This is a genomic window from Gilliamella sp. HK2, from assembly GCF_001690265.1.
Lineage (GTDB): Bacteria > Pseudomonadota > Gammaproteobacteria > Enterobacterales > Orbaceae > Gilliamella > Gilliamella apicola_C.
Window position 1 is genome coordinate 21,594 of sequence record NZ_LZGV01000064.1, and the last position, 13,992, is coordinate 35,585.

General features: G+C 36.8%; 13 protein-coding genes. 12 read left to right on the forward strand and 1 reads right to left on the reverse strand.

What is annotated here, in order from left to right; translation table 11 throughout:
- The first annotated feature begins 2 nt into the window (after positions 1 to 2).
- From tyrS to adk, 10 genes are all read left to right on the forward strand, one after another.
- Positions 3 to 1,274 carry a tyrosine--tRNA ligase gene (gene tyrS, locus A9G45_RS05665; protein WP_218057043.1) on the forward strand — a complete coding sequence of 424 codons (1,272 nt, stop codon included), beginning with the start codon at positions 3 to 5 and terminating at the stop codon, positions 1,272 to 1,274.
- 4 nt (positions 1,275 to 1,278) lie between these two features.
- The gene (gene pdxY / locus A9G45_RS05670; protein WP_065568413.1) at positions 1,279 to 2,145 is read left to right on the forward strand and encodes a pyridoxal kinase PdxY; all 867 of its coding nucleotides are present in this window, start codon (positions 1,279 to 1,281) and stop codon (positions 2,143 to 2,145) included.
- Between the two features lie 59 nt (positions 2,146 to 2,204).
- A complete protein-coding gene (locus tag A9G45_RS05675; RefSeq protein ID WP_065568412.1) occupies positions 2,205 to 2,645 on the forward strand; it encodes a helix-turn-helix domain-containing protein in 441 nt (146 codons plus the stop codon).
- A gap of 85 nt (positions 2,646 to 2,730) precedes the next feature.
- Positions 2,731 to 3,840, forward strand: coding sequence for a flavodoxin-dependent (E)-4-hydroxy-3-methylbut-2-enyl-diphosphate synthase (gene ispG, locus A9G45_RS05680; protein ID WP_065568411.1), 1,110 nt, complete (start codon positions 2,731 to 2,733; stop codon positions 3,838 to 3,840).
- 24 nt (positions 3,841 to 3,864) lie between these two features.
- Positions 3,865 to 5,142 carry a histidine--tRNA ligase gene (hisS, locus tag A9G45_RS05685; protein ID WP_065568410.1) on the forward strand — a complete coding sequence of 426 codons (1,278 nt, stop codon included), beginning with the start codon at positions 3,865 to 3,867 and terminating at the stop codon, positions 5,140 to 5,142.
- Positions 5,143 to 5,158: 16 nt separating this feature from the next.
- Positions 5,159 to 5,884 (forward strand): YfgM family protein, encoded by a 726-nt coding sequence (locus A9G45_RS05690; RefSeq protein WP_065568409.1) that lies wholly within the window; start codon positions 5,159 to 5,161, stop codon positions 5,882 to 5,884.
- A 25-nt stretch (positions 5,885 to 5,909) separates the two neighbouring features.
- Positions 5,910 to 7,082 carry an outer membrane protein assembly factor BamB gene (gene bamB, locus A9G45_RS05695; RefSeq protein WP_065568408.1) on the forward strand — a complete coding sequence of 391 codons (1,173 nt, stop codon included), beginning with the start codon at positions 5,910 to 5,912 and terminating at the stop codon, positions 7,080 to 7,082.
- Positions 7,083 to 7,099: 17 nt separating this feature from the next.
- Positions 7,100 to 8,566 carry a ribosome biogenesis GTPase Der gene (gene der, locus A9G45_RS05700; protein ID WP_065568407.1) on the forward strand — a complete coding sequence of 489 codons (1,467 nt, stop codon included), beginning with the start codon at positions 7,100 to 7,102 and terminating at the stop codon, positions 8,564 to 8,566.
- A gap of 3 nt (positions 8,567 to 8,569) precedes the next feature.
- On the forward strand, positions 8,570 to 8,821 hold the full coding sequence (locus A9G45_RS05705; RefSeq protein WP_065568406.1) for a YfgJ family double zinc ribbon protein: 252 nt from the start codon (positions 8,570 to 8,572) through the stop codon (positions 8,819 to 8,821).
- A 39-nt stretch (positions 8,822 to 8,860) separates the two neighbouring features.
- A complete protein-coding gene (gene adk / locus A9G45_RS05710) occupies positions 8,861 to 9,505 on the forward strand; it encodes an adenylate kinase (RefSeq protein ID WP_065568405.1) in 645 nt (214 codons plus the stop codon).
- A 288-nt stretch (positions 9,506 to 9,793) separates the two neighbouring features.
- Here the strand turns inward: adk and ybeD are convergent, their stop codons facing one another.
- Positions 9,794 to 10,060 carry a DUF493 family protein YbeD gene (gene ybeD / locus A9G45_RS05715; RefSeq protein WP_065568404.1) on the reverse strand — a complete coding sequence of 89 codons (267 nt, stop codon included), beginning with the start codon at positions 10,058 to 10,060 and terminating at the stop codon, positions 9,794 to 9,796.
- Positions 10,061 to 10,261: 201 nt separating this feature from the next.
- On the opposite strand from ybeD, the gene gss reads away from it, so the two are divergent.
- Together gss and A9G45_RS05725 are read left to right on the forward strand one after the other, a co-directional pair.
- Entirely contained in the window at positions 10,262 to 12,136 is a 1,875-nt protein-coding gene (gene gss / locus A9G45_RS05720; RefSeq protein WP_065568403.1) for a bifunctional glutathionylspermidine amidase/synthase, read from the forward strand.
- Positions 12,137 to 12,422: 286 nt separating this feature from the next.
- Positions 12,423 to 13,988, forward strand: coding sequence for an SrfA family protein (locus tag A9G45_RS05725; RefSeq protein WP_065568402.1), 1,566 nt, complete (start codon positions 12,423 to 12,425; stop codon positions 13,986 to 13,988).
- Positions 13,989 to 13,992: the final 4 nt, after the last annotated feature.

Consider the following 13,992-nt stretch of genomic DNA (forward strand, 5'->3'; position numbering starts at 1 on the left):
TCATGACAAAAAATGTGATCAAACAACTACAGGAACGTGGGCTGATTGCTCAACTTACCGATGAAAAAGCGCTAGTAGAACAAATTGAGCAAAATTCAATTGCGCTTTATTGTGGTTTTGATCCAACTGCAGATAGTTTACACCTCGGCCATTTAGTCCCATTACTTTGTTTAAAACGATTTCAGTTAGCAGGCCATAAGCCTGTAGCTTTAGTCGGTGGGGCAACAGGATTAATTGGTGATCCAAGTTTTAAAGCGGTTGAACGTAAACTTAATACTGAAGAAACAGTGGTTGAATGGAGTGAAAAAATTAAACAGCAAGTTTCTCCATTTCTTGATTTTAATTGTGGTGAAAATGCAGCCATTGTTGCCAATAACTATGATTGGTTTAGTGGTATGAATGTACTGACCTTTTTACGTGACATTGGCAAGTACTTCTCGGTTAATGCGATGATCAATAAAGAATCAGTTAAACAACGTATTGATCGCGATGAGGCGGGGATCTCATTTACTGAATTTTCTTATAGTTTATTACAATCTTATGATTTTGCTTGTTTGAATAAATCGCATGATGTTGTTTTACAAATTGGTGGTTCTGATCAGTGGGGTAATATTACTGCTGGTATCGATTTAACCCGTCGCTTACATCAAAAACAGGTTTATGGTTTGACTGTACCGCTAATCACTAAATCAGATGGTACCAAATTTGGTAAAACAGAAAGTGGTGCAGTATGGTTAGATCCGAAAAAGACAAGCCCTTATAAATTCTATCAGTTCTGGATCAATACGGCAGATGCTGATGTGTATCGATTCTTAAAATTCTTTACATTTATGCCATTAAGTGAAATTGATGCATTGGAAGAAGAAGATAAAAATAGCGGTGTTGCGCCAAGAGCTCAATATGTGCTTGCTGAACAAGTTACGCGCCTTGTTCATGGTGAAGAGGGTCTGGTTGCGGCAAAACGTATTACAGACAGTTTATTTTCTGGTAAATTAGCTGACCTATCAGAAGCTGATTTTGAACAATTAGCTCAAGACGGTATGCCAACGCTAGCCGTTGATTCGGAAGTTGATTTACAACAAGCGATCGTTAATGCACAGTTTGCTCCTTCAAGAGGGCAGGCAAGAACGATGATTGAATCTAATGCTATTTCTATTAATGGTGAACGTAATACAACAACAGATTACCGTTTTGCTGATAGCGATAAGCTCTTTAATCGTTATACTTTACTTCGTCGTGGTAAAAAATATTACTGCTTGTTAATTTGGAGCTAATTTCATGAAAAATATTTTATCGATTCAGTCTCATGTGGTATTTGGTCATGCTGGAAATAGTGCAGCTGAGTTTCCTATTCGTCGATTAGGTGTCAATGTTTGGCCTTTAAACACCGTACAATTTTCTAATCATACTCAATATCGCCAATGGACTGGAACGGTAATGTCGGCGTCTCATTTAACCGAGATTGCCGATGGGATCAATGAGATTGATGAATTAAAACGTTGTAATGCGGTGTTAAGTGGTTATATGGGTTCGCCAGAGCAAGGTAATGCCATTATTGAAATAGTTAAAAAAGTAAAAGCTGTCAACCCTGATGCCATCTATCTTTGCGATCCTGTAATGGGACATCCAGAAAAAGGATGCTTTGTTGCTCCTGGGGTATCTGAATTTTTATGCAATACAGCACTGCCTATGGCAGATATGATGGCACCAAATATCTTAGAACTTGAAGAGCTAAATGGCAAACAACGGATTAATAATGTTGACGAAGCAATTTTAGCTTGTCGTGAGCTATGCAAAAAAGGACCTAAAGCTATTTTAGTTAAACATTTAAGCAGAGCTGGCTATAAAAATGATCGTTTTGAAATGTTGCTTGTAACTAAAGACGAAGCATGGCATATTGATCGTCCATTAGTTGATTTTGGCGTAAGGCAACCAGTTGGTGTTGGCGATATGACTAGCGGGTTATTTTTAGCTAATATTTTACTGGGGAAATCATTGGTTGAAGCCTTAGAACATACTACTTCAGCTGTCTATGCTGTTATGCTTGAAACGTTAAGACAAGATGAGTATGAGTTACAATTAGTGGCAGCACAACATGAAATTGAAAAACCAACACAATGGTTTAATGCAAAAAAAATTGATTAGTTGTAGAATATGTAAAGAAGGTGTTTTACAGCGGTTAGTATTAAGTTTATGAGGGGATAATGGACAATATTTCACTAGGAGTGATGCTCACTGATTTACGAGAACAAATGGGATTAACTCAAGATGATATTGCCAATAAAATTCATGTGCGGAAAACGGTAGTTGCTGATATCGAAAAAGACCAATTGCCTCACGCCCCTCTTGTTTTTGTAAAAGGTTATATTCGATCTTATGCCGATATTGTCGGTTTACCTGTTGATCAGTATCAACCTTATATTGATGAGTTAACCCAACAATCTAAATCTCAGCAAAAGAAATACCAAACGCAAGCATTTATAACTAAAAAGCCAGGAAAGCTCCCCTTTATTTTTATTGGCTTATTTATTCTTTTTTGTGCTCTCGGTATAACGTTATATTATGTGAATAAAGAAAGTAAAAATAACCTTATTGAAGTAAGCCATTATATTTCACCATCCCCATCTACTCGTGTTAATAGTTAGCAAATTTTCTTATTCTCATACAGACATTTGTCTTAAATCTTGTTAAGATTGCTGGCTAGTTATTTTGTAATATAGTTAAGAGTGTATGAGCCATCAAGATTCGCCAATTTTTAGACGAGAATCTACCCGAATTTATGTCGGTAATGTCCCTATTGGTTGCGGAGCGCCAATTGCGGTTCAATCGATGACAAATACTCGCACCACTGATGTAGAAAAAACCGTAGCCCAAATTCAAGCGCTTGAGCGTGTTGGTGTGGATATTGTGCGCGTTTCCATTCCAACGATGGATGCAGCAGAGGCATTTAAATTTATTAAACAACAATCCAAAGTTCCGCTCATTGCTGATATTCATTTTGATTATCGTATTGCTTTAAAAGTGGCGGAATATGGTGTTGATTGTTTGAGAATTAACCCTGGTAATATTGGTAATGAGTCAAGAATTAGGGCTGTTGTTGATTGTGCCAAAGATAAAAATATTCCTATACGCATTGGTGTTAATTCGGGTTCGCTGGAAAAAGATATTCAAGAGAAATATGGGGAACCAACACCAAAAGCGATAGTTGAGTCAGCAATGCGCCATGTTGATATACTTGATAGGTTTAATTTTGATCAGTTTAAAGTGAGTGTAAAAGCTTCAGATGTATTTACTGCAGTGGATGCTTATCGATTGTTAGCGAAGCAAATTAAGCAACCATTACATTTAGGTATAACTGAAGCCGGTGGCGTGCGTAGTGGTGCTATTAAATCGGCGATTGGATTAGGGTTATTGTTATCAGAAGGCATCGGCGATACGCTCCGAGTATCTTTAGCCGCAGATCCTGTTGAGGAAGTTAAAGTCGGTTTTGATATATTAAAATCACTGCGTATACGGTCTCGGGGTATTAATTTTATTGCATGCCCAACCTGTTCTCGCCAAGAGTTTGATGTGATTAATACAGTCAATATACTAGAACAGCGATTGGAAGACATTATTACACCAATGGATGTATCTATTATTGGTTGTGTGGTCAATGGTCCAGGGGAAGCATTAGCTTCAACTATGGGAGTTGCTGGCGGTCATAACAAAAGTGGTTTTTATGAAGATGGTGTACGTATTGGCCGTATCAATAATGAACAGATGATTGATGAATTAGAAGCTAAAATTCGTGCTAAAGCATCCATGTTGAAAAATAGAATTGCAGCAACTGAATTATAATTTTACTAAATAGCGAATAAATAAATGACTGAGAAAAAGATCCAATCAATACGAGGAATGAACGACTTACTTCCAACAGATAGTGCAAGTTGGCAACAAATTGAAAAAATTGTCAAAGGCGTATTAAATAGCTATGGTTATAACGAAATTAGAACACCGATTGTTGAAGATACGGCACTATTTAAGCGAGCTGTTGGTGAAGTCACTGATATTGTTGAAAAAGAGATGTATACTTTTAACGATCGTAATGATGAAAGTATAACGCTGCGCCCAGAACTCACCGCAGGTTGTGTTCGTGCGGGGATTGAGCATGGTCTTTTTTACAATCAAGAGCAACGCCTTTGGTATTTAGGACCAGCTTTTCGTTATGAAAAACCTCAAAAAGGACGTTATCGCCAATTTCATCAATTTGGTGTAGAAGTATTTGGACTAGAGGGTCCAAACATTGATGCGGAGCTTATTTTATTAACAGCTCGTTTTTGGAAAGCGCTTGGTATTGAACAATATACTTCTCTTGAGCTTAACTCAATTGGTTCGTTAGAAGCCAGAGCCAATTATCGAAATGCACTCGTTGCTTTTCTTGAACAATATAAAGATAAATTGGATGAAGACTGTGTGCGTAGAATGTATACTAATCCATTACGCGTACTTGATTCAAAAAACCCAGTGGTACAAGAGCTACTAAACCAAGCTCCTCAACTATTTGATTATATAGATGAAGAGTCAAAAATTCACTTTGAAGGTTTATGTCGATTATTGGATAATGCTGGAATAAAATACAATATTAATCAAAGATTAGTTCGTGGGTTAGATTATTATAATCGTACTGTTTTTGAGTGGGTCACAAGCAGTTTAGGTGCTCAAGGTACCGTTTGTGGTGGTGGTCGTTATGATGGTCTGGTCAGTCAACTGGGTGGTCAACCAACACCAGCTGTTGGTTTTGCCATGGGCGTTGAGCGTTTAGTGTTATTAGTTCAGGCGGTTAATCCAACATTAAATTGCGATAATTCGATTGATATTTATATGATATCATCTGGTGATGAGAAGACAATTGCAGCCACACAGAGTGTTGCTGAGCTGTTGCGTGATGGTCTACCTGATTGGCGAATTATGACAAATTACGGTAGTAGTAATTTTAAGAAACAATTTGCTAAAGCCGATAGGTTAGGTGCTAAAATAGCTGTTATCATTGGTGAAAATGAACTAGCTAATCATTCAGTAATGATTAAAAATTTACAAACAGGCGAACAAGTTGAAGTTGCACAAAAAGACGTAGTTCAAACTTGCTTGTCAATTAAGTAAAAAATAGGAGAAAAACGTGAGTCATCAATTATCGAGTGAAGAACAACTTGAAGAGATAAAGGGCTTTTTTGCTAAAACATGGAAAATTATGGTTGCGGTTCTTGTGATCGGATTATTCGCTTTTTATGGCTGGCGTTATTGGCAATCTTGTAAAGCTGAAAAAGCGATAGAATCATCAGATAAATATGAGCAATTACTTACTCAATTAGATGATAATAAGCCAGATTCAGTTAATGAATTGGTTTCTTTTGCGAAAGATGACGATACTATTTATAGTGTGTTTGCGAATTTACGCGCTGCAAAATTTTATGTTGAAGTATTAAAAGATTACCCTGGTGCACAAGCATTATTATCTGATGTATTAAAGAAAACCGATTCAGAGCCTGTCAGAACCATTACCCATATTCGTATTGCACGCTTACAGTACCAACAAGGTCAATATCAAGACAGTTTAACATCGTTAAGCAATGTAACAAGCGAAAGTTGGGGAGCTGTTGTTAATGATATCCGTGGTGATGTGTTAGTTAAAATGATGCGTTATGCAGACGCAGTTAACGCTTATAACGTTGCTCTAACTTCTAATCCAACCAAAGATTTAGAAGGAAATATTAAAATGAAGTTGAATCAAACTGAATATTTGCAATCAAAACAACAAGTTGAACAAGAAGCCCAAGCAGCTAAAGAAAAGGCAGAACAAGAAGCTAAGGCAAAACAAGCTGTAACTGACGAAAATAAAAATTAATTATCCTGCGATAAGGGGCTATACAATGAAGTTATCAAAATATCTTTTTACTGGTGTTTTAATGTTTTCACTTGCTGGGTGCTCTTTATTCGGTGGGGACGAAGAAATTGTTCAAATTTCACCTTCACCGAAAGTGGATAACCAATTTTCTATCCAACAAGTGTGGAAAAATAGTACGGCTGGCAATACTCATATTTACTCATTATTAGGACCAAGTAATTATGATAATGCTATTTATGTCGCAAGTCGTAGTGGACAAGTTAAAGCCATTGATTTAGCTAGCGGTAATACTATATGGGATGTAAATTTATCTCAAAGTACCTTTTTTAGTAGTAAAACAGCACTATTTTCAGGGGGCGTAAGTGCCGATGATAAATATGTCTATGTAGGTAGTGAGCGTGCTGTTGTATATGCATTAGATCGCTTAGATGGGAAAGTGGTCTGGGAAAAACCTGTAAAAGGTGAAGTGCTTGCTCGCCCTGTATCTTCTCAAGACAAATTAATCATTCATACAGCAAGTGGTATTTTGCAAGGTCTTAATCGCGATACCGGTGATAATTTATGGGATGTTTCTTTCGAAGTCCCTGCACTGTCGTTAAGAGGTAACTCTACACCAACGATTGCCCATGGTGCAGCCATTGTTGGCGATGATAATGGTCGAGTAAATGCTTACTATATTAACGACGGTCAATTAATTTGGCAGCAACGTATTTCTCAGCCATCAGGCTCTACTGAAATTGCTAAATTAAATGATGTTGACTCTAGTCCTGTAGTTGAAGGTAATTTAGTCTATACTGTTGGTTATAATGGTAGTGTTGTTGCACTTGATTTAAGTAATGGTCAGCCTGTTTGGCACAAAGAACTTGGCTCTATTCATAACTTTGCGGTTGATACACATCAATTATTTGTTATTGATCAAAATGATAATGTTCAAGCGATTGCTAAGAACAGTGGAGCTGAGCTTTGGACTCAAACAAGCCTTTTACATCGCCAGTTAACAGATCCTGTTATCTACCAGAATTATGTTGTATTTGGTGATTTTGAAGGTTATTTATATTGGTTGAATGCTGAAAATGGCGAAATTGTTGCTAAGACAAAAGTCAGTAGTAGTGGATTAATTTCGAAACCATTAGTTGTGGATAATAAAATTATTGTTCAGGCTAAAAATGGTGATATTTACGCATTCACAAAAAAATAAAGTAATTGAGAATAAATATGATACCTGTTGTCGCACTAGTTGGTCGTCCGAATGTTGGAAAGTCGACTTTATTTAATCGATTAACTCGAACTCGAGATGCCTTAGTAGCTGATTTCCCTGGATTAACGCGTGACCGTAAGTATGGGCGCGCAGAGATCAAAGGGCATGAATATATCGTCATTGATACTGGTGGTATTGATGGCACCGAGGATGGGGTTGAAAGCTTTATGGCTGAACAATCCTTACAAGCAATAGAAGAAGCAGATATTGTGCTTTTTTTAGTTGATGCAAGAGCTGGTGCTATGCCTGCTGATCATGCCATTGCTAAACATCTTCGTTCTCGTCAAAAAGCAACATTTTTAGTTGCTAATAAAATTGATGGTATTGATGCTGATAGCGCTATTTCTGATTTTTATAGTTTAGGATTAGGTAACATTCATCCGATTGCAGCAAGTCATGGTCGTGGTGTTAATGTGTTAATCGAAACGGTATTAGATCCTATTTTTCATTTTGAAAATGATCAGCATGAGGTTTTGTCTGATGAGCCTACCGATGATGAGCTTCTTGATGCTTATGATGATGTTGAAGATGATGCTGAGTCACTGATTAACCAGCCAATCAAAGTTGCTATTGTTGGTAGACCGAACGTTGGTAAGTCAACACTCACTAATCGAGTTTTAGGTGAAGAACGCGTCGTTGTCTATGATATGCCGGGTACGACGCGTGACAGTATTTATATACCTATGACACGTGATGATCGTGAATATGTCATGATTGATACCGCAGGTGTTCGTAAACGCGGAAAGGTTACCGAAACTGTCGAAAAGTTTTCAGTTATTAAAACATTACAAGCAATTGAAGATGCTAACGTTGTTATTTTGGTTATAGATGCCAGAGAAGGTATATCTGATCAGGATTTATCATTACTTGGTTTTATTATTAATAGTGGGCGATCACTTGTGATAGCCGTTAATAAGTGGGATGGTTTATCTCAAGATATTAAAGAGCAAGTAAAGTCAACGTTAGATGATCGGTTAGATTTTATTGATTTTGCACGTGTACACTTTATTTCGGCACTTCATGGCAGTGGCGTTGGTAATTTATTTGATTCCATTCAAGAAGCCTATGATTGTGCAACGCGCCGAGTTAATACCGCTTTATTAACCAAGATTATGCAAATGGCGCAAGACGATCATCAGCCACCTTTGGTTCGAGGGCGTCGCGTTAAATTAAAATATGCACATGCGGGTGGCTATAATCCACCAATTGTGGTGATTCATGGTAATCAAGTTGAAGATTTACCTGATTCTTATAAGCGCTATTTAATGAACTACTTTAGACGATCGTTAAAAATTATGGGTTCACCAATTCGAATTCAATTTAAAGAAGGAGCCAACCCATTTGAAGGGCGTAAGAATAGCTTGACGGCTTCTCAACAACGTAAACGTCGTCGTTTAATGAAACATGTACGAGGCCGTAAATAGCTGATGACAACAAAAAAGAGCGTTGATGGTGGGCAAGAAGGTATTTGCCCAAAATGCCATAATAAAATGAATACTGTGTCGCCACAACATTACGACTGTCCTCATTGCAAACAGCATTACCTAGAACAGTATGTCTGCCCCATTTGCCAGCAGAGTGCTCAAATGGTTAAAGGTTGTGGCGCTATAAACTATATTTGTCACACTGATGGCTTAATCTCCAGCAGTAAAGTGATATTTCATTATTTACCAGAATAGAAAATTGTATCTATATTTAAAGCCATAAGAGGTTATTTTATGCGAATTATTTTATTAGGCGCACCAGGAGCAGGAAAGGGAACTCAAGCACAATTTATTATGCAAAAATACGGTATTCCCCAAATTTCAACGGGTGATATGTTACGTGCAGCGGTAAAAGCGGGTACGCCTCTTGGTTTGCAAGCAAAAGAGTTAATGGATGCAGGTAAATTGGTTACCGATGAGCTTGTTATTGCATTGGTTAAAGAGCGTATTGCGCAAAGTGATTGTGCAAATGGGTTTTTATTAGATGGCTTTCCACGTACCGTTCCGCAAGCAGATGCAATGAAAGCAGCTGGCATTAACGTTGACTATGTACTTGAATTTGATGTGCCCGATGCAGTGATTATTGATCGTATGAGTGGCCGTCGTATTCATGCTGCTTCAGGTCGTGTTTACCATATTCGCCATAATCCGCCAAAGGTTGAAAACATTGATGATGTGACAGGTGAGCCCCTCACCATTCGCAAAGATGATAATGAAGAGATCGTTCGTAAACGCCTTGTTGAATATCATGATTTAACTAAACCACTTATTAATTATTATCAGCATGAAGCAAAAGAGGGACGCACAAAGTATTTCTGTGTTGATGGAACACAGCCTGTCGCTCAAGTAACAGAACAATTAGCGAAAATTTTGGGATAATTCGTTATCGATTAAAAGCGCAAGAGGGTTAACATGATCTTGCGCTTTTTTAATTCATTAGGTTAATTTTTCTATTTATACAACAATAAACTAAAAGACAAGATATCATAAACTTCACTAAAAAACATTCAGAAAAGCCATTGATTTTATTGAAGTTTTTATTTTTGGTAAAATATGGATTTTACTCAATTTTTTAGCTATCGGATTGATTCAACTCAACCTATTTTATAATCAATAGAGAGCCTTATTTGTGAAAATAAGACTCTATTTTTAATAAAAAATAAAATATTATAAAACCATTCTAACAATATCGATTTCGCTTAATTCTTTATAAAGATTTTCAACTTGATCAATATGAGTGGCATTAATAGTAATTGACACAGAATGATAATTACCTTTGCTACTTGGTTTAATTGATGGCGTATAATCACCAGGAGCGTGGCGTTGAATCACTGATACCACTTTGTCTACCAGCTCTGGCTTTGCTTCTCCCATGACTTTATAGGTAAAAGAACAAGGAAACTCTAATAATTCATTTAATTTTGTTTTTTGCATAATTGTATTTTTCTCACTTAATTGGAGCAATGTATCAGTAAGACTACTAAGAATAGTCACTATATATAGGCAATTTAGTCTTCTTCAAGTAATGAAATATAAACATTGCTTTTTAAAGGCTATAATTTGATCTATGATAAGAAAATTCTAACAGCTTGATAAATGTATCTTGCTATTCATTCTCTATAAGGTTAATACAATATGTTATCTCAGCTCAGCGATAAAGAACCTTTCGGAACATTATTAGGTTATGCGCCAGGTGGCGTTGCCATTTATTCTTCTGATTATGAAACATTGGATCGAACCCAATACCCGACTGATGCATCATTTCGTAGCTATTCTGGGTATGAGTATATGGGATATAAATGGCAATGTGTTGAATTTGCAAGGCGATTTTTATTCTTAAATTACGGTATTGTATTTACTGATGTGGGTATGGCTCACGAAATTTTTTCACTACGCTTTTTAAGGCAAGTTGTTAACGAAGCCATTTTACCTTTACAGGCGTATGCTAATGGCAGTAAAAAAATACCAGAAGCAGGATCTTTATTGATATGGGATGATGGCGGTGTATTTGATAGAACAGGTCATGTCGCTGTTATTACTGAAGTGTTTGAAGATAAAATTAGGATAGCTGAGCAAAATGTAATACATACCCGCTTACCCATTGGGCAACAATGGACGCGCGAACTTAAAATGACAGTGAGTAATGAGGGCTATCAATTACATGATACGTTTGATGACACGAAAATCTTAGGTTGGATGATTCAAACTGACAAAACCGAATATACTTTACCACAACCAACAATTCCTAAGCCTTTACTGGAAATCCACAGTGCTCATATTAAAAATGAAAGCCAATTTGCTAAAAAATGGTTAAATGAATCAGACCCATTAGAAAGTGTGTATGTATTAGCAGCAGGTCATGCGATTAGCCATGATGATCAATATCGTTATTTCACCATTTCAGAAAGTGCCGAACAAGAGTTAATTCGGGCAACAAACGAATTACATTTAATGTATTTACATGCTACCGACAAGGTGTTAAAGGATAATAATTTATTAATTAATTTTAATGTTCCTGAAATATTATGGCCAAGATTACGTCTTTCTTGGCAGCAACGCCGTTATCAAATGATTACTGGACGATTAGATTTCTGTATGGATGAACGTGGCTTTAAAGTTTATGAATATAATGCCGATTCGGCCTCTTGCCATACGGAAGCGGGGCATATTTTACAAAAATGGGCAATCCAAGCGGGATTAACCCGAGGAACTGATCCTAGTTGTGGCCTACTTAATTCTTTAGCTAACTGTTGGGTGCATAGTGACGCCGAACCTTTTGTTCATATTATGCAAGACAATGATAGTGAAGAAAATTATCATGCACTATTTATGCAAAGCGCTCTTACTCAAGCTGGATTTAGTAGTAAGATTTTACGGGGCCTTAATGGGCTATGTTGGGATAAACGTGGGCGGCTTGTGGATGATGAAGGCCGTCAAGTAACTTGTGTCTGGAAAACATGGGCTTGGGAAACGGTTTTAGAACAGCTTCGAGAAGAAAGTGAAGCACAAGTTGCTGGGTTACCTATTCGTACAGGGCACCCTGAAAATTCAGTGAGATTAATTGATGTATTATTACGTCCAGAAGTGTCTGTTTTTGAGCCATTATGGACGGTTATTCCAAGTAATAAAGCTATTTTACCTGTGCTATGGTCATTATTTCCTAACCACCGTTACTTATTAGAATCGACTTTTGAACTTAATGAAAACCTAATTAAAAAAGGTTATGCTATTAAACCGATCGCAGGACGGCGGGGTAGCAATATTGAATTAGTCAATAGTAAAGAACAAGTGCTTGATAAAACACTGGGTAAATTTGCAAAACAAGAAAACATCTATCAAGAATTATGGTGTTTACCTAAGGTCGATGATCGGTATCTACAGTTATGTACTTTTACTGTTGGTGGGCATTATGGCGGTGCTTGTTTACGGTCAGATCCTACATTGGTTATAAAAGGTGAAAGTGATATGCAACCATTACGCGTTTTAACAGATGATGAGTTTATAAAGTGAATTTTTGTAGAGAGGTTTCGGATAATTCATACGTTTTAGTATAAAACAGAAATAATAGCAATTGCGCTTATTGGATAAAATTAACCGGATAATCGCGTGGCTTTTTTAAAATAATTTTTATATAACCTATTATTTTTTATGATGAATTGATTGTATTTTGAGTTAAAAAACAGATGAAAAGCTCATAATATCGGCTAGCAAACCAATTACAACATTCAAGTTTTTCTGTTAGAATTGATATAATCCTATAAAAAGATAAATAAAATTAAGGAATAAAAAGGAATATATGGCAAATACATTACTTCGAAGTGGTGATATCAAAGATTTCAAAATGTTAGGGCATGATGGTAAGGCTGCCTATCTCGTTGCAACTCAAATCCGCGAAATGTTTCGAGTTAAATTAGGTAAGCAATATGCTGATTGTTTAGCTATCCCCCAACGTAATGATCAAGGCAATATTATTGATTGGTATATTCCTTTTGACTCAGACCAGCCTGATGGCCAATATTATATCGTACCTTGGAGCTCTGCTAGCGAGTCTGAGCAAGAATCAGCACTAACTTTGCTTAGAGAATTTGAACATAAAGTGATGAATTTCGGTAAGCAACTAGCGAGTAATCCTAATTTAGAAGGGGATCAACTCCTTTTTAGCCGCCTTATTTATGATCCCAAAAATAATGCCGACAGCGCTGAGCCTAATTTGATGGCGATACGTTTTCCAAGTAATCAATTTGTTTATATCGTTAATGACAAACCCGTTATTACTTTTTGGGGATTTGTTTATCCACAAACGCCTCAAGTTAATTCTCCATTCTATTGTTTAGAACCCGCAAAAAAAGTTGCATCAACAGCAACGGTGCCTCCAGTTCAGACACCTATTAATAATAAACCATGGTGGAAGCGTTGGTGGATATGGTTACTGGGATTATTACCTTTATTGTTGCTTTTGCTAGCATTGTTTTTATTGCGTGGTTGTTGGTTAAAACCTGAAATATCGATTAATCCAAATTTGTCTTTAGAAAATGCTCCAATTAATCAAGCAGAAAAAAATGAACAACAAGATGAGAAAAAACCTAACGTTGCATTAAAAACTGAGCCAAAAGATGTCGTTGTAGAAAATCGGTTAGGCGCGACCAATAACGTGATACCAAATGACACAGCTTTAGGTGATACGAATAATGTTAATCGTGTTCCTACTAATGCTGATACAACTGGTGATTCGGTTGATCATCCTGTACCAGCTGATAGCACAAATGATGATAAGAATACTCCAAAACCAGATGCTAAAGATAATGAAAATGGGTCGGTACCATCTCCAGATCTGGATAAAACTGATGGAAAGGATGAAAAATCCAATGTTCCCGATCCGGATAAAAAAGATAATGTTGACGAGAAAAATAGCCAAGATGGCACTGACCAAACGACTTCTCCAACCGATAAAAATAATAAATCAGATTCGACTTCAGCTGCTGATCAGGCTGACCATTTAGCTTTTCCTACTGATGCAATCAAGCAAGGAACCACCGATTTCTTAAATGGTCAATGGTCTGCAAACGGGGGGATCCAAGATAAAGCTACCGGCAAGCCATTGCAATTAAGTTATAACTTTAATGATGGCAATGGTGAAGTGACTATAACACGTAGTGATGGTGTAAAATGTACAGGTAATGTTAGCACTGGCATTAAAAACGCTAATTTAGATATAACAGGTAACACTGAGGCTGTTTGTAGTGACAATACCAAATATCAATTACCAAAAATTCAATGTACGCAAGGCAAGGATAATAAAGCCAATTGCCAAGGAATTTATAATAATGGGACTGCATTCCCAATAACGATGAAAAAACAATAAAGGT

What these genes read in the sequence shown, in the direction of transcription:
- A9G45_RS05725 (WP_065568402.1), top strand. Translation starts at nt 12,423, where the DNA reads ATGGCAAATACATTACTTCGAAGTGGTGATATCAAAGATTTCAAAATG.
- tyrS (WP_218057043.1), top strand. Translation starts at nt 3, where the DNA reads ATGACAAAAAATGTGATCAAACAACTACAGGAACGTGGGCTGATTGCT.
- pdxY (WP_065568413.1), top strand. Translation starts at nt 1,279, where the DNA reads ATGAAAAATATTTTATCGATTCAGTCTCATGTGGTATTTGGTCATGCT.
- A9G45_RS05675 (WP_065568412.1), top strand. Translation starts at nt 2,205, where the DNA reads ATGGACAATATTTCACTAGGAGTGATGCTCACTGATTTACGAGAACAA.
- bamB (WP_065568408.1), top strand. Translation starts at nt 5,910, where the DNA reads ATGAAGTTATCAAAATATCTTTTTACTGGTGTTTTAATGTTTTCACTT.
- der (WP_065568407.1), top strand. Translation starts at nt 7,100, where the DNA reads ATGATACCTGTTGTCGCACTAGTTGGTCGTCCGAATGTTGGAAAGTCG.
- adk (WP_065568405.1), top strand. Translation starts at nt 8,861, where the DNA reads ATGCGAATTATTTTATTAGGCGCACCAGGAGCAGGAAAGGGAACTCAA.
- ispG (WP_065568411.1), top strand. Translation starts at nt 2,731, where the DNA reads ATGAGCCATCAAGATTCGCCAATTTTTAGACGAGAATCTACCCGAATT.
- gss (WP_065568403.1), top strand. Translation starts at nt 10,262, where the DNA reads ATGTTATCTCAGCTCAGCGATAAAGAACCTTTCGGAACATTATTAGGT.
- hisS (WP_065568410.1), top strand. Translation starts at nt 3,865, where the DNA reads ATGACTGAGAAAAAGATCCAATCAATACGAGGAATGAACGACTTACTT.
- A9G45_RS05705 (WP_065568406.1), top strand. Translation starts at nt 8,570, where the DNA reads ATGACAACAAAAAAGAGCGTTGATGGTGGGCAAGAAGGTATTTGCCCA.
- ybeD (WP_065568404.1), bottom strand. Translation starts at nt 10,060, where the DNA reads ATGCAAAAAACAAAATTAAATGAATTATTAGAGTTTCCTTGTTCTTTT.